The sequence below is a fragment of the Microbacterium sp. Clip185 genome (assembly GCF_028743715.1).
In the GTDB taxonomy this organism is placed as follows: domain Bacteria; phylum Actinomycetota; class Actinomycetes; order Actinomycetales; family Microbacteriaceae; genus Microbacterium.
On record NZ_CP117996.1, the window covers coordinates 2548654 to 2563855 of the forward strand.

Here is a 15202-nt window from a genome sequence, read left to right on the forward strand (position 1 = left end):
TGCCGGCTCAGTCGGCGATGCGGATGAGCTTCTTGTTGACGAATTCGTCCGCCGCCAGCAAGCCCATCTCACGACCCGTGCCGGAGCGCTTCACCCCGCCGAACGGCAGCTCGGGCGAATCGGCCAGCACGCAGTTGACGTAGACCATGCCGGCCTCGATCCGATCCGCCACACGCTCGGCCTGGGCGGGGTCGGTCGTGTACACGTAGGAGCCGAGCCCGAAGCTCGTGTCGTTCGCCACGCGCACCGCGTCCTCCTCATCCCGGACGCGGTAGACGACACCGGCGGGCCCGAAGAGCTCCTCGCGGTACACGTCCATCTCCGACGTGACATCCGTGAGCACCGTGGGCGCGTAGAACGCGCCGTCACGGGTGCCACCGGTCACCAGGCGAGCGCCCTGCGCGACAGCCGTGTCGACCTGCGCCTCGAGCCGCTCTGCGGCCGCGAGAGACGAGAGCGGCCCGAGCAGGGTCTCCTCGGCGAAAGGATCGCCGACGGGAGTCTCTGCCATCGCAGCGGTGAACTTCTCGAGGAAGGCGTCGTACAGCTCATCGACCACGATGAAGCGCTTGGGAGCGTTGCAGGACTGCCCGTTGTTGTCCATGCGCGCCTCGACGGCGGCGGCGACCGTGGCATCGAGATCCGGGGTGGAGAGCACGATGAACGGGTCGGATCCGCCGAGCTCCAGCGCGACCTTCTTCAGGTTGCGACCGGCGATCTCCGCGACCGCGGCGCCGGCGCGCTCGGAGCCCGTGACCGACACCCCCTGCACGCGCGGATCGGCGATGATCGTCGCCGCCTGCTCGTTGCTCGCGTAGAGGTTCAGGTACGACCCCTCCGGCAGACCCGCATCCCGGTAGATCGCCTCGATGGCCGCGGACGACTCGGGGCATTGCGGCGCGTGCTTGAGCAGGATCGTGTTGCCCAGCACAAGGTTCGGAGCCGCGAAACGGGCCACCTGGTAGAAGGGGAAGTTCCACGGCATGATGCCCAGCAGCACCCCGAGCGGCGTCGGGCGGATGACGGCCGACCCCTCGCCCAGGATGTCGATCGGACGGTCCGAGGTGATCTGGTCGGCGTGATCGGCGTAGAACTCGGTGATGTCGGCGGCGAAGTCGACCTCGCCGAGGGCCGCGGCCAGGGGCTTTCCCATCTCGCGCACGGCGATGGCCGCCAGCTCGTCGCGGCGCTCGCGGTGCAGTTCGGCGGCTCGCCGCACGAGGACGGCGCGCTCGGCGACCGGCATCTCGCGCCACCGACGGTAGGCGCTCTCGGACGCGGCGAGCTTCTGCTCGAGTTCGGCATCGCTGAGGGCGGGGTAGGTCGCCAGCTGCTCACCGGTGGCGGGGTTCACGACCGCGTATTCGCTGCTCATTCGTCCTCCTTGGTTGTGGTCTCAGTCTGCCGTCACCGCCGGCGGCGGCGCAGGCTCTCGGGCGCATCCAGGCTCAGCGTGCGCCCGCGGAAGAAGTCGGGACGCTTGACCGCCTGCCAGATCATGATCACGACGCCCAGCAGGATGACGGTCACGCCCAGCACGAACACGAGTCCCAGACCGAAGATCTGCGAGCCCGAGCCGTAGTCGGGGTCCATGGAGTCGATCAGCGTCGTCACGAACAGCACCGCGAGGATCGCCCCGCCCACGAGCGGGAAGAGGAAGGTGAACACGAAGGCGCGCACCGAGTCGAACCACTGCTTGCGGAAGTACCAGACGCACGCGAAAGCGGTCAGACCGTAATAGAAGCAGATCATCATGCCGAGGGCGGTGATGGTGTCCCACAGGACGTTCTCGCTGACGAAGCGCATGACGGCGTAGAACACCGACGCGACGACGGAGGCGACGATCGTCGCGAAGCCCGGGGTGAAGAAGCGCGGGCTCACCTTGGCGAAGCGCTCCGGCAGCGCGCCGTAGTGCCCCATGGCCAGCAGCGTGCGCGCCGGCGACACGAAGGTCGACTGCAGCGATGATGCGGAGCTGGTGAGCACCGCGAGCGACACGAGGGCCGCGAGCGGGCCCAGCACCGGCCCCGACAGGTGGAAGAACACGTTGTCCTGGATGTCGGGGTTGCCGAGTCCGAACTCCCCCGTGCCGACACCGGCGAACATGATGAGCGAGACGGCGAGCAGCAGGTAGAGCGCGACGATCACGAGCACCGTGATGGTGGCGGCCCGACCCGGCGTCTTGTCGGGATCCTTCGTCTCCTCGTTCATGGTGAGGGTCACGTCCCAGCCCCAGAAGATGAAGATCGACAGCGAGAGACCCGCGGCGAAGGAGCTGAACGACGAGACGGCGAACGGATCGAACCAGGACCAGTCGAACGGCGTCGGATCGAACCCGTTGCCGTTGACCGTCTCGATGATCGCCGCGACGGCGAAGACGACCAGCACGACGACCTGGAAGCCGACCAGCACGTACTGCAGCTTCTGCGTCGTCTGCATGTCGCGGTACGAGATGAAGGTCGCCGCCGCCATGAAGGCGAGGCATACGAGGACGTTGATCCCCGGTTGGGCCGCGATGTCGGCGATCGAGGGATTCTGGGTGATCTGGGCGATCAGCAGGAACAGGAAGTCGACGGCGATTCCGGCGAGGTTGGAGAGCACCAGGATGGTGGCGGCGATCAGCCCCCATCCGGCCATCCAGCCGATCCACGGGCCGAAGGCGCGCGTGGCCCATGTGAACGAGGTGCCGGAGTCGGGCATGCGCCGGTTCAACTCGCGGTAGCCGAAGGCCACCAGCAGCATCGGGATGAAGCCGACGAGGATGATCGCCGGCACCTGCACGCCGACCGCCGAGACCGTGGGTCCCAGCGCCGCCGTCAGCGTGTAGGCGGGTGCGATGCAGGAGATGCCGATGACGACGGCGCCGATCAGGCCCACCGTTCCCGCGGAGAGCCCCTTCTTGGAGAGTCCGCCGGTGTCGGCGGCGACGGCCTGCGATTCGGGTGCGCTCATCATCGAGCCCCTTCTGCGTTGCGGGTGCGTGGCACCACGATCATGGGAACGGGCAGCACGTGCAGCATCTTCGCCGCCGTCGACCCCAGGAACAGCCGCCGCGGCTGCGCGAGCCGGCTCGATCCGACCATGGCGATCTCGCCGGGGAGCCATTCGATCTGCGACACCGCATCCTCGATGTCGGCGCCCTGCGCGCTGACGACGTCGGCCACGGATCCTTCGCCGAGCGATGCGCGCGCCTGAGCGAGCACCGTTTCGGCGTGCGTCGCCTCGGTGAGGCGGATGACGCCGGTGTCGACGCCCGCCGGCAGATCGACCGTCGCGAGCGACAGCAGACGCAGGGGCGCACCCGACGCGGTGGCGAGGCTCGCCGCCTCCGCCAGGAGCACATCGCCGCCCGGCCGGGTGCCGATGGCCGCGGTGACCCGCTGAATGCCGACGGATGCGGCCACCTCGCGCGCACCCTCCGGAGCGAGCACGACCGGCACGTCGGAGGAGTGCATGAGCTCGTTGGCGACGGTGCCGAGACGGTGGCGGCCGCGGAGACCGCCGTTCGCGGCGCCCACCACGATCATGCCGGCACCGAACTCGGCCGCGGCGGCGATGAGGCCCTCGGCGAACGACTCGCCGTAGCGGACGTGACGACCGTGGGCGACCGTGTCCTTCAACGTCTCGGAAGCCCGCGCCAGCCACTCGCGCGCCCGCTCGCGCACGTGGCGGTCGTATCCGGCGTCGGGAGGGGTGATGACCGAGCGCTCCCCCGGCAGGACCATCACGATCTCGAGCACCGATCCGGTCGCGACCGCGATCCGTGCTCCGAGGGCGAGCGCATCGGCGCCCGCATCCGTCGCGGTATAGCCGACGACCACCGGCGCGGCCATCAGCGCAGCTCCTCGAGGATCTCGGATGCGGCGCGGTGCCCCATCCGGATCGCACCGTCGACGTGCTGGTAGCCGGCGCCCGCCATGTCGCTGCAGGCGAGGTGGATGGGACCGATCGCCGTGCGCAGATCGGCTCCGTAGCGGTGGAGGCCGCCCAGGTCGAAGCTCGCCGCGTACGCGCCACGGGTCCACTCCTCGCTGCCCCAGTCGCTCTCGTAGTAGACGATCGGGCTCTTGGCCTCGGGGCCGTAGTAGTGCGAGAGCGACTCGAGAATGCGCTCCTTGCGCTCGGCCGCGTCCAGTCGGAACAGGTCGTCCGCGTTGCGGTCGGAGACGAAGCCGACCAGCGTGCCGCGCTCGTCGCCGTGGTTCGTGTTGTCATAGGCCTCGTGCGAGAGCTCGTACGGACTGAACGCGGTGCCGGACAGACCCTGCTCGCGCCAGAACGGACGGTCGTAGACCGCGTGCACCTTGATGACGAATCCCATCGAGATGTGCTGGTGCATCTGCTGCTGCAGCCGCGGCAGCGGCGGCACGAAGGAGATGCGGGGGTACAGCACGGGCGCGAGCGCGAGAATGGCGCGCCGAGCGCGGACCGTGACGGATGCGGCCTCTGCCACGACGCCGTCCTGGTCCCAGGTCAGGGAGCGCACCGGCTGGTCCAGCAGCACGTCCTCTCCCAGGCGCTCCGCGAGCAGCAGGGGCACCTGCTGGAGGCCGCCGACCACGCGCTTGTCGAGGATGAAGTCCGCGTCGACGAGATGGGAGTAGCTGCCGGCGCTGGCCGCCATCAAGAGCGACTGCAGGAGCGAGAATGCGTGCGTCGGCTTGGTGAGCATCGCCGAGCCGGTGGCGAAGGCGAGGTTGCGCACCGCCTCGTCGTCGTCGGTCTGGGAACGCAGCCAGCCGTCCCACGAGATGGTGTCCCACTCGGCCGCCTTCGGGTGCGCCCACGGCCGGTCGGGGTCGATCTCGGCGACCATCGCATCCAGGTCGGCGGTGATGCGTTCGATCTCGGCGGCCGTTGCCGGGGCCACCGGGAAGACGTCTCCCGTGAAGCGGGTCACCGTGCCGTCGGGGCCGACGTAGACGCTGTCTCCCTCGCGGTAGCGCGAGAAGGTGGACAGGCCCAGCTCTGCGACCGTGTCGATGAGCGCCTGCTGGTCGGGTGAGATCCACTGGCCGCCGATCTCGAGCATCGCGCCCTCGATCGTGTCGGTCCACAGCCGCCCGCCGACGCGATCGCGCGCCTCGAGAACAGCGACGGACAGACCGGCTGTGCGGAGGTCGTTCGCGGCGGTGAGGCCAGCTGCTCCCGCGCCGATGACGACGACGTCTCTGATGATCTCGGTGTTGCTCATCTCACTCCTTCGTGGTGCTCGGGTGTTGCGTCTCAGACGGCGGCGAGGGATGCGGCGAGGACGTCGAGCCCCTCGCTGAGGAGGTCGTCGTCGATCGAGAGAGGCGGCAGGAATCGGATCACGTTGCCGTAGGTGCCGCAGGTCAGCAGGATGACGCCCTCGGCGATCGCGGCCTTCGCCACCGAGGCGGCGAGCGCCGCGTCCGGAGCGCCCGTCGCCGGGTCGACGAACTCGGCCGCGACCATTGCGCCCCGGCCGCGGACGTCGCCGACGCGCGGGTCGGCCTGCTGCAGCTCCTCCAGGCGGGCCGTCAGGATGGCCCCGATCTCTCGGGCGCGCTCGATGAGTCCCTCATTCTCGTAGGCGTCGATCGCCGCGAGCGCCGCGGCGCAGGCGATCGGGTTGCCGCCGTAGGTGCCGCCGAGCCCGCCGGCGTGCGAGGCGTCCATGATCTCCGCCCGGCCGGTGACGGCGGCGAGCGGCAGCCCGCCCGCCAGGCCCTTGGCGGTCGTGACGAGGTCGGGCACGATGCCGAACCCGTCGCTCGCGAACATCTCGCCCGTGCGGGCGAAGCCCGTCTGCACCTCGTCCGCGATGAAGACGACGTTGTTCTTCCGACACCAGTCGACGAGGGCTCCGAGGAACCCGTCGGCCGGGACGATGAAGCCGCCCTCGCCCTGGATGGGCTCGATGACGAGCGCCGCGAGGTTGTCAGCGCCGACCTGCTTCTCGATCATCGAGATCGCGCGCGCGGCCGCATCCGCTCCGCTCAGACCGTCGCGGAAGGGGTAGGACAACGGGGCGCGATAGATCTCGCCGGCGAAGGGGCCGAAGCCGCTCTTGTACGGCATCGCCTTCGCCGTGAGCGCCATCGTGAGGTTCGTGCGGCCGTGGTACCCGTGATCGAAGGCGACGACCGCGGGCTTGCCGGTGTACTTTCGGGCGATCTTGACGGCGTTCTCCACGGCCTCGGCACCGGAGTTGAACAGCGCGGTGCGCTTCTCGTGGTCGCCCGGGGTGAGCCGGTTCAGCGCCTCGGCGACGGCGACGTAGGAGTCGTAGGGCGAGATCATGAAGCAGGTGTGCGTGAACTGCGCGGCCTGCGCCTGCACGGCAGCCACGACGCGCGGGTGCGCATTACCGACCGAGGTGACGGCGATGCCGGAGCCCAGGTCGATGAGCGAGTTGCCGTCGGCGTCGACGACCACTCCGCCGCCCGCGGCCACCGCCTGGATCGGCACGGTGTGACCGACGCCCGCGGGAACCGCCGCGGCTTTGCGCGCGAGGAGCTCCTGCGAGCGCGGCCCGGGGATGGCGGTGACGAGGCGCCGCTCCTGTGGCAGCGAGGGTCCGCCCAGGGGCGCGGTGGTGACGTCGGCGATGCTCATGGCCGCGAGCGTAGGGCGAACGCCACGCGCGCTGCACTCGCCTGCCCGTACACGGGTACGCCCAGGATGCGCCACGATGTACAACATGAGCGCGCCGCCGTCCGACAGCCCAACCCTCGGCTCCCTTCTCACCCGCCGGGATCTGGACCTGCGCGCGGCGGGAGAGCTCGACGCCGCCGCGTGGGCGACGCGGGTGCACGGCGTGCACAGCTCGGACCTCGCCGATCCGACGCCCTTCCTGGCGGAGGGGCTCGTGCTGCTGACGACCGGCACCCAGTTCCTCGGGGCCGACGACGATTCGCCCGACTTCGACGCCTACGTCGCGCGGCTGCGCGGGCGCGGTATCGCCGCGCTCGGATTCGGCACCGAGGTCGTCCGCGAGGGCATCCCCCGCGGATTGGATGCGGCCTGTCGCGCCCACGGGCTGCCGCTGTTCGAGGTGCCCTACCGCACCCCGTTCATCGCCGTCGCGCGCGCCAACGCGCAGGCGATCGCCGCGGAGGAGTACGCACGGCGCAGCTGGGCGCTCGCCGCGGGACGCGCGCTCTCGCTGGCGGCGCTGCGCGCCGACGGACTCGCCGCGACGCTGGACGAACTCGCGCGGCAGCTGGGCGGTTGGGTCGGCATGTTCGACGCCGCCGGGGCGCTGACACACGAGCATCCGGCCGCCTCCCTGGATGCGGCCACGCGCGACGACCTGAGCGACGAGGTGTCAGCGCTGCTTCGCCGCGGCGCACGGGCGGGGTCGTCGCTGCACATCGGTACCACCCCGTTCCATGTGCAGACCCTCGGCCGCGGCGGGCGCCTGCGCGGCGCGATCGCCGTGTCCGCCGAGGTGTTCGACCGCGAGGCGCGCGGGGTCGTGACGACGGCGGTCGCGATGGCGGGGCTCGCGCTCGAGCAGCGGCAGACTCTCGCCCGTGCCACGACGGCGCTCCGGGCGGGTCTGGCGGAGGCGCTCCTGGCCGGCGACAGCGCGCTCGTGCGGCGCGTATCGAAGCCCCTGTGGGGAACGCTCGGCACGGGGCAGATCGCGATCGCCCTGACGGATGCCGAGGCCGCGCGTCGCGAGGACGTCCTGCAGTGGCTGGACAGCAGCGTCGCCGCCCGCGGCGGCGCTCTGTTCTTCGGAGGGATCGAGGATGGACTGCTGCTGGCGGCGCCCGTGGGAGACCCGGTGTTCGCCGAGCTCGCCGCCAAGCTCGCCGTGCGGCTGGGCGTCTCGGCTCCCGCGACACTCGATACGGCCCCCGTCGCCCTCTCGCAGGCGCGCGTCGCCCGAGAACGGGCCGCGGCGGGATCCGTTGCGGCGTTCGCCGAGGTGCGCGGGGGTCTGCTCTCCGTCCTCGACGATGAGCGCGTCGGCGCGATCGCCCGCGCGGAGCTGGAGCCGCTGCTGCGCCACGACGCCGAGCACGCGACCGCTCTCGTGTCCACCCTCGACGCGTGGCTCGCGGCGGACACCGCCCACGAGGCGGCCGCCCGGGCGCTCGGAGTGCACCGGCACACCGTGCGGGCACGCCTCGCCCTCACCGAGCGTGTGCTCGGCGTGGACCTGTCGTCCTTCGCGGTGCGCGCTCAGCTCTGGCTCGCCCTCCGCGCCCTGGACTGACCGGCCGCATCCCCGCGCGAACGAGCATCCGTTCATCGAGCGAGCATGCGATTGTGTGCTCATTCGGCGAACGGATGCTCACTCGGCGGCAAGTGGGCGGAAGGTGGGGCGCCGCGCTCAGCCGCAGCCGCAGCTGGCGCGCACGACGAGCGCCGGGGCGAAGACGGCATCGAAGGGCGAGCCGTCCTCAGGGAGCGGACCTGCGGTGCCTGCGAGGATGCGGGCGGCCGCTCGCCCCATCGCCTCCATCGGCTGGCGCACGGTGGTGAGAGCGGGCGCGCTCAGGCGGCCTGCGAGGATCCCGTCGAATCCCGTGACGATCACATCGTCGGGAACGCGGAAACCGAGCTCGCGCACCACATCCATGGCCGCCAGCGCGTTCTGGTCCGTGGAGCACACGAGCGCCCGCGGCATCCGCCCGTCCGCGGCGAGCGCGTGCAGGTGTTCGGCCATCCGATCGGGACCGCGCACGGTGGCATCCACCGGCTCGTCCTCCGGCGCGATCCCCGCCTCGAGAAGGCTCTCCCGGTACTGGGCGAAGCGCTCCTGGCCGTCCCACGAGTCCAAGCGCCCGACGAACGCGAACGAGCGCACGCCGTGCCCGACCAGCAGATGCGTCATCATCTCCCGCATCCCCTGCGCGTTGTCGATGCGCACGCGGTGATGCCCGTCTGCGGCGGGCGCCGCGGAGAACAGCACGATCGGTATCGACGAGGAGAAGCGCGACAGCACCGCCGCGGACCCCTCCGACGGGAAGATCGCGAGCCCGTCCACGCGCCCCGCCGTGTCCGCCACCGACACATCGCTGTCGGATCCGCTGCTGAGCATGACGGGTCTGCCCATCACCCAGCACTCCAGGGCGAACCCGCGCTGCACCTCGTCGACGTACAACGGGAACGCCCTCGGGTCGGCGAGCAGCTCGTCGTCGGTCTCGGCCCACGAGATGGTGCGCGGCCCCTCGAGATCGGGACTGTGCAGATCGCGCAGCGCACGCACCCGCGCCTCCGGCTCGTGAGCCCGCTCGAGCATCAGATCGAACGCGTGCAGACCCAGGATGCCGGTGCGCCCGCGCGCGAGCCCCCGCGCCGACGCGCTCGGCGCGTAGCCGAGGCGCCTCGCGGCCTCCAGCACGCGCTCGCGTGTCGCCTCGCTGAGCTGCTCGGGGCGGCGGAACGCGAACGAGACGGACGCGATGGACACCCCCGCCTCCTGGGCGACGTCGTAGACGGTGGTGCGGCGCGTCCGCGGGCGTTCACTCACGCGTGCGACATCCTTCCCTGCGACGGGTCGTGTGCGCCTCAGGCGAGTCGCAGCCCGTGACGCACCGGGAACAGCGGATCCCCGGTATCCGACGGTACATCCTCCCTCGACGCGCGCACGGCGACCATCGAGCGCGGCAGCTCGACGGGCAACCGTCCCTCGGGCCGGACCCGACCGGTCAGCGCGTCGATCACCGCGCGAGGTGAGCTGCCGTAGTCGACGACGATCGCCGCCGCATCCGCCACGAGCGGGGTGAGGATCGCGGGGCGGTCGATCGTGACCACCAGCACCAGCGGACACTGCCGCCCGATCTGCTGAAGCCGGTACACGAGCCCTGGTGGGAAGTCCAGCGAACCCTGATGGAACCACGCCTCCAGGAAGAGGTCGTCGCGCGCATCGAAGGGCGCCTTGACCCGCACGATGGCAAGATCAGCGGATGCGGGGTCCGCGACGGTCGGTCCGAGCTCGGCGACGTCCGCGTCGGCGAACCCCTCCACGTACAGCGCCCCCACCGGCGTCAACGGAAGGGTCGGCCCGTCGGCGCCCTCGCGGTTGAGCAGCACCGTCGCCGAGCGCGCCTGCGCCCGCTCGCCCGCGGCACGGAACTCGGCATTGCCCACGATCCGCTCCGCCGCATCCACGTCGACGTAGGGGTCGTCGAACAGGCCCAGGGCGAACTTGACCCGGAGCAGGCGCCGTGCCGACTCGTCGATGCGTTGTTCGCTGACGCGGCCCGAGTGCACGAGCTCCAGCAGCAGCTCGACGCACTCCTCGCCGCCGAACTGGTCGGCGCCCGCATCCAGGATCTTCGCCATGCGCTCGATCGGGGTGAGCGTCTCGACGCCCCACGCCCGAGCGGGCAGCACCTGGTCGCCGACGTGGTTGTCGTTGACGAGCTCCCAGTCGGTCACGACGACGCCGTCGTAGCCGAGCTCGCCACGCAGCAGGTCGGTCACGATCTGCCGGTTGTAGCCGAACCCGACCTCCTCGATCGGCTCGCCGCCGCGCTCGAGACCCACCGGCATCCCGTAGTACGGCATCATCCCCGCCGTGCCGCGGCGGATCGCCTCGCGGAACGGCTCGAGGTGGTACTCGAACATGCCGCCCGGGTAGACCTGCTCGCGGCCGTACGGGAAGTGGGCGTCCTCGCCGTCCTTCTGCGGGCCGCCTCCCGGGAAGTGCTTCGTCGTGCACGCAACGCTGTCGGGCCCCAGCCGGTCGCCCTGGAAGCCCTGCAGGTAGGCGGCCGTGAACTCAGCGACGCGCTGCGCGTCCTGGCCCAGCGTCTGAGCCTGACGCCCCCACCGCGGTTCCGTCGCGAGGTCGATCTGCGGATGCAGCGCGGCGCGGATGCCGACGGCAACGTACTCCTGGCGGGCGATGTCGGCGAAGGCGCGCACGGTCTCGACGTCGTCGATGGCAGCGAGGCCCAGCCCCTCCGGCCACTGCGAGAACGGGCCGGCCGAGAAGGCCACCCCCGTGTTCTCGACGAACGCGTGGCGAGGGTCGGTGCTGATGGTCACGGGGATGCCGTGCGGTGTCTTCTCCGCCAGCGCCTGGAGCGCGTTGTTCCACGTGGCCGCCTGCCGTGCGGTGCGGATGGCGTGCACGTTGAAGTGATTCATGTGCTTCTCGCGCACGACGGTGGTGGTCGGCGACTTCGAGATGCGCCCCGGGTGTTCGAGGAGCTCGCCGTCCTCGCCGACCTCGATGACCGTCTGGAACATGAGCCCGCACTTCTCCGCAAGACTCAGCCGCCCGAGGAGGTCCTCGGTGCGCTCCTCGGGTGACAGGCGCGGATCCTCGTACGGATCCATCACGCCGTTGCCGTTCAGATCGCGGTAGCGGGTGCCGTCGGGGGCGGTCGAGAAGGTCGCGGACATGGGGGCCTTTCTGGGGTGCGTCTCGACGGTGCTCACTTGAGTCCCGTCGTCGCGACGCCCTGGATGAAGTAGCGCTGCAGGAACACGAACAGGAGGATGATCGGGGCGATCACCAGCACGGAGCCTGCGAGCAGGAGTCCGTAGTCGGTCGCGTTCTGCCCCGTCGCGTAGAGCGAGATGGCGACGGGAAGGGTGTACATGTCCTCGCTCTGGGCCGCCACGAGCGGCCACAGGAAGTTGTTCCAGGATGCGAGGAAGGTGAGGATGCCGAGCGTCGCCAGCGGCGGCCCGCACAGCGGCATCACCACGCGGGCGAAGATGCGCAGCTCTCCCGCGCCGTCGATGCGCGCCGCCTCGAGCAGTTCGTCGGGGATGCCCAGCATGAACTGCCGCATGAGGAACACGCCCAGCGGTGTCGTGACGAACGGCAGGATCAGCGCGGCGTAACTGCTGGTGAGCCCGAACGAGGACACCATCACGAACAGCGGCACGAAGGTGACGATGCCCGGCACCATGAGGGTGATGAGCACGACGGCGAACAGCAGCTTCTTGCCCGGGAAGTCCATCTTCGCCAGCGCGTAGCCGACCATCGAGCAGAACACGAGGTTGCCGAGCACGGTCAGCAGCGCGACCACGACGCTGTTCGTGAAGAACCTGCCGATGTCGAGGGGGCCGAACCACTGGGCGAAGTTCTCCCAGGTGATCTGCTGCGGCAGCCAGGTCGGCGGCCGCTGCAGGATCTCGCTCTGCGTCTTGACCGAGCCCAGCAGCATCCACACGAACGGGAGCACCCAGACGATCAGGCCCGCGATCAGCACGGTGTAGGTGAGTGCACGCCCGGTGAGCGCACGGCGGGCGCGGCGGGAGGCCATCGTCGTCGAAGTCATGATCTCCTCCTTCAGTCCTTCGAGCGCAGCAGCCGGAACTGCACGAGGCTCACGAGCGCGATCGCGAGGAACAGGATGTAGCTCGCAGCGGATGCGGTGCCGTACTCGCCGAAGCCGAACTGCTTGAACGTGTAGTAGGCGACCGAGAGGGTGGAATCGAGCGGTCCGCCCTGCGTCATCACGAAGGCCTCCTCGAAGAACTGCAGGAAGCCGACCGAGATGAGAACGGCGCCCAGCAGCAACGTCGGACGCAGCAGCGGCAGGGTGATCGCGGTGAGGCGGCGCCAGGCGGAAGCCCCGTCCATGACGGCCGCCTCCTTGACGTCGGTCGGGATGGCCTGGAGCCCCGCGAGGAAGATCACCATGAGCGTTCCGACATTGCGCCAGACGGCCATCGCGATGAGCGAGGGCAGGGCCCAGGTGGTGTCGTTGAGCCAATCGGGGCCCTGGATCCCGACGACGGCGAGCGCCGCGTTCAGCAGCCCCTCGGGTTGCAGGATGTAGCGCCACACGACAGAGACGGCGACGATGCTCGTGACCACGGGCGCGTAGAAGCCGACCCGGAGGAAGGCGACGATCCGCCCGCCGCCCGAGTTCAGTGCCAGAGCCAGCGCGAGTGCCACCGCCATCGTGACCGGGATGCCGATCACGACGAAGGTCGCGGTGACTCCCGCCGACTTGAGGAAGGTGGGATCTCCCAGCACTGCCAGGTACTGCTCGAGACCGACGAAGTTCACCGCGAAGGGCGAGCGGATGTCCTGCGCGCGGAAGTCGGTGAACGACATCGCGAACGAGCCGACGATCGGCACCACCATGAAGGCGGCGAAGACGAGAACGAAGGGGAGCGCGAAGCCCCACGCGATCAGGCCCTGGCGCCGGCGGCGGCTCGAACGGCGGCCACCGCCGGCGCGACCGGAGGCGGCGACGGCCGCCCCGGTCGCGGCCAGTGATGTCTGCGTCATGGGATCAGTCCAGCCCCACGGCGTCGGCCTTGCTCTGAAGCTCCTTCATCGCGTCGGCGGGGGTCATGGTTCCCAGACGCACCTTCTCGAGCACCGCGTCGCCTGCCGCGGCCACCTTGACCCACGTCGTCGTCGCCGGGACGGACTTCGCGGTCTCGAGCTGCGTGCCGAAGGCTGCGAGCGTCGGCTGCGAGGCCAGCGCATCATCCTTCCATGCTTCCTGGACGGCGGGCAGGTCACCGGTCTGGTCGTACCAGCGGGCCTGCGTCTCGGGCTCGGTCAGCCACTTCGCGAGCTTCCAGGCGGAGCTGGCGTTGTCGGAGCCGTCGAAGACGACGAGGTTCGACCCGCCGCTGAACGAGGTGGAGGACTCCTTCGTCGGAAGCACCGCCGTCGTGAACTTCGACGAGAAGTCTGCGCCGCCGAGCTTCTCGAGCGAGCCGATCATGAAGGGGCCGTCGATCAGCATCGGCGTGCGACCGGCCACGAAGTCGGCCTCCTGTGCGCCGGAGGAACGATCGGCCGACGGATTGGCGAGACCGTCCGTGAAGAAGCTCTGGTAGTACTCGTACGCCTCGACCATCTCGGGGGTGTCGAGCGTCCACTTCGAGCCGTCTTCGAGCGAGGCCCCGTTGGACCAGGGCATCCAGAGCGTGCCCTGGAAGGAATCGTTGCCTGCGGGCAGGCGGATGCCGTACTCCGCTCCCGCCTTGGACTTCATGTCCGCGGCCATCTGGCTGAGCTCGTCCCACGTGGTGGGCGCGCTCGTCCACCCTGCCTGCTCGGCCATGTCGGTGCGGTAGTAGAGCACGCGCGTGTCGACGTACCACGGCACACCCGCGGCACGATCGCCCACCTTGGTGGATTCGACGGCGCCATCGAAGGCGCCGGAGGTGTCGAGATCGGTGGGCACGGTCTGGAACGCGTCCGCGAAGTCGGCCATCCAGGTCGAGCCCATCATGGCGATATCGGGGGTGTTGCCGCTCGCGATCGCGGTCTGGAACTTGCTGTACGCGGAGTCCCACGGGATCGCCGTGACGTCGACCTCGACGCCGGGGTTGGCCTCTTCGAACGTCTTGACGAAGTCGGGAAGAGCCTCCCCTTCGGTGCCCATCGCCCACATCGTGATCTTGCCCGTCGCGGGCTCGCTCCCGATGGTCGTCGCTTCCTGGGCCGCCGTTCCTGCATCATCCGCTCGTCCGCATCCCGCCAGGCTGAGGGCGGCGACGGCGAGCAGCGCGACGGCGCCGAGCCGAACATGTTTCATGGTTCCTCCTTGAACGAGACACACCTGATGGCGTCGTGACTACGGTACTTAAGCGCTTAAGCGAGTGCAACCCCCATCGCGGGGCCTGTGGACGGCGAGCTCAGAGGGGGCGGAGATAGCCGCGGACGAACTCGTCGAAGAGGACGACCATGTCGACCTCCTCATCCAGCAGGAACTGCTGCTGGAGCCCGTCCATCACGGCGCTGATGAGCCGGCCAGCGCGGGCGGGGTCGACGTCTGCTCGGATTTCGCCCGCAGCCTGCCCCGCTGCGATGATGCGCCCGGCGGATGCGGCCGAGTCGCGATAGCGCTCGACGAACTCACCATGTGCGGGATGGGCGGGATCGATCGCGTCCGCGGCGACCGTCGTGTAGAGCGCGGAAAGGCCGCGCGGCGCGCTCTGGTTGTAGGCGACCACATCCGCGCTCTGTTCGATGAGTCTGTGCTCCGCGGGGTCTCCGACCGCCTCTCTGATGCGCTCATCGCGCTGGCGGAGCACCTCGACGAAGAGCTCCTCCTTGCTCGAGAAGTGGTGCAGCAGTCCCGCCGGCGTCATCCCCACGCCCCGGGCGATCGCCCGCAGCGATCCCGCGTCGAAGCCGCTGCGGGCGAACACGACCAAGGCCTCCTCGACGATCTGCTGGCGCCGCGCCTGCCCCTTCGCATAACTGCCGCGCTTGCCGCGGGCCCGGGAGGAGACGGCGTCCTGCGCCGCCGCCTCCCCGGTCACCCCATCAGGTGCGCTCACC

General features: G+C 70.1%; 12 protein-coding genes. 1 reads left to right on the forward strand and 11 read right to left on the reverse strand.

The annotated features are described in order from the left end of the window. Positions 1-7 precede the first annotated feature (7 nt). Genes PQV94_RS12340 through gabT form a run of 5 tightly spaced genes read right to left on the reverse strand, consistent with a single transcriptional unit; the run spans position 8 to position 6582 of the window. Positions 8-1375 carry an NAD-dependent succinate-semialdehyde dehydrogenase gene (locus PQV94_RS12340; RefSeq protein ID WP_274286104.1) on the reverse strand — a complete coding sequence of 456 codons (1368 nt, stop codon included), beginning with the start codon at positions 1373-1375 and terminating at the stop codon, positions 8-10. A 32-nt stretch (positions 1376-1407) separates the two neighbouring features. Then, positions 1408-2955 (reverse strand): APC family permease, encoded by a 1548-nt coding sequence (locus tag PQV94_RS12345; RefSeq protein WP_274286105.1) that lies wholly within the window; start codon positions 2953-2955, stop codon positions 1408-1410. Then, entirely contained in the window at positions 2952-3833 is an 882-nt protein-coding gene (locus PQV94_RS12350; protein WP_274286106.1) for a universal stress protein, read from the reverse strand. The genes PQV94_RS12345 and PQV94_RS12350 overlap by 4 nt, the downstream gene beginning before the upstream one ends. Further along, the gene (locus tag PQV94_RS12355; protein ID WP_274286107.1) at positions 3833-5194 is read right to left on the reverse strand and encodes a flavin monoamine oxidase family protein; all 1362 of its coding nucleotides are present in this window, start codon (positions 5192-5194) and stop codon (positions 3833-3835) included. The genes PQV94_RS12350 and PQV94_RS12355 overlap by 1 nt, the downstream gene beginning before the upstream one ends. A 32-nt stretch (positions 5195-5226) precedes the next feature. Then, a complete protein-coding gene (gabT, locus tag PQV94_RS12360; RefSeq protein ID WP_274286108.1) occupies positions 5227-6582 on the reverse strand; it encodes a 4-aminobutyrate--2-oxoglutarate transaminase in 1356 nt (451 codons plus the stop codon). An 85-nt stretch (positions 6583-6667) separates the two neighbouring features. Between gabT and PQV94_RS12365 the strand changes: the two genes are divergently transcribed. Next, positions 6668-8194: a PucR family transcriptional regulator gene (locus PQV94_RS12365; protein WP_274286109.1), complete on the forward strand. Its 1527-nt coding sequence runs from the start codon at positions 6668-6670 to the stop codon at positions 8192-8194. A 117-nt stretch (positions 8195-8311) separates the two neighbouring features. Here the strand turns inward: PQV94_RS12365 and PQV94_RS12370 are convergent, their stop codons facing one another. The 6 genes from PQV94_RS12370 to PQV94_RS12395 all read right to left on the reverse strand — a co-directional run bounded on the left by PQV94_RS12370 (position 8312) and on the right by PQV94_RS12395 (position 15201). Continuing rightward, on the reverse strand, positions 8312-9454 hold the full coding sequence (locus PQV94_RS12370; protein ID WP_274286110.1) for a LacI family DNA-binding transcriptional regulator: 1143 nt from the start codon (positions 9452-9454) through the stop codon (positions 8312-8314). A 38-nt stretch (positions 9455-9492) separates the two neighbouring features. After that, on the reverse strand, positions 9493-11337 hold the full coding sequence (locus tag PQV94_RS12375; RefSeq protein ID WP_274286111.1) for a glycoside hydrolase family 3 protein: 1845 nt from the start codon (positions 11335-11337) through the stop codon (positions 9493-9495). A 32-nt stretch (positions 11338-11369) separates the two neighbouring features. Then, positions 11370-12224, reverse strand: a complete 855-nt coding sequence (locus PQV94_RS12380) for a carbohydrate ABC transporter permease (RefSeq protein ID WP_274286112.1) — start codon at positions 12222-12224, stop codon at positions 11370-11372. 11 nt (positions 12225-12235) lie between these two features. Then, positions 12236-13186 carry a carbohydrate ABC transporter permease gene (locus PQV94_RS12385; RefSeq protein ID WP_274286113.1) on the reverse strand — a complete coding sequence of 317 codons (951 nt, stop codon included), beginning with the start codon at positions 13184-13186 and terminating at the stop codon, positions 12236-12238. Positions 13187-13190: 4 nt separating this feature from the next. Beyond that, on the reverse strand, positions 13191-14453 hold the full coding sequence (locus PQV94_RS12390) for a sugar ABC transporter substrate-binding protein (RefSeq protein WP_274286114.1): 1263 nt from the start codon (positions 14451-14453) through the stop codon (positions 13191-13193). A 100-nt stretch (positions 14454-14553) separates the two neighbouring features. Next, positions 14554-15201, reverse strand: coding sequence for a TetR/AcrR family transcriptional regulator (locus PQV94_RS12395; RefSeq protein WP_274286115.1), 648 nt, complete (start codon positions 15199-15201; stop codon positions 14554-14556). Position 15202: the final 1 nt, after the last annotated feature.

Coding starts and splice junctions, on each gene's coding strand:
- PQV94_RS12340 (WP_274286104.1), bottom strand. CDS start 1,375: ATGAGCAGCGAATACGCGGTCGTGAACCCCGCCACCGGTGAGCAGCTG.
- PQV94_RS12345 (WP_274286105.1), bottom strand. CDS start 2,955: ATGATGAGCGCACCCGAATCGCAGGCCGTCGCCGCCGACACCGGCGGA.
- PQV94_RS12350 (WP_274286106.1), bottom strand. CDS start 3,833: ATGGCCGCGCCGGTGGTCGTCGGCTATACCGCGACGGATGCGGGCGCC.
- PQV94_RS12355 (WP_274286107.1), bottom strand. CDS start 5,194: ATGAGCAACACCGAGATCATCAGAGACGTCGTCGTCATCGGCGCGGGA.
- gabT (WP_274286108.1), bottom strand. CDS start 6,582: ATGAGCATCGCCGACGTCACCACCGCGCCCCTGGGCGGACCCTCGCTG.
- PQV94_RS12365 (WP_274286109.1), top strand. CDS start 6,668: ATGAGCGCGCCGCCGTCCGACAGCCCAACCCTCGGCTCCCTTCTCACC.
- PQV94_RS12375 (WP_274286111.1), bottom strand. CDS start 11,337: ATGTCCGCGACCTTCTCGACCGCCCCCGACGGCACCCGCTACCGCGAT.
- PQV94_RS12380 (WP_274286112.1), bottom strand. CDS start 12,224: ATGACTTCGACGACGATGGCCTCCCGCCGCGCCCGCCGTGCGCTCACC.
- PQV94_RS12385 (WP_274286113.1), bottom strand. CDS start 13,186: ATGACGCAGACATCACTGGCCGCGACCGGGGCGGCCGTCGCCGCCTCC.
- PQV94_RS12390 (WP_274286114.1), bottom strand. CDS start 14,453: ATGAAACATGTTCGGCTCGGCGCCGTCGCGCTGCTCGCCGTCGCCGCC.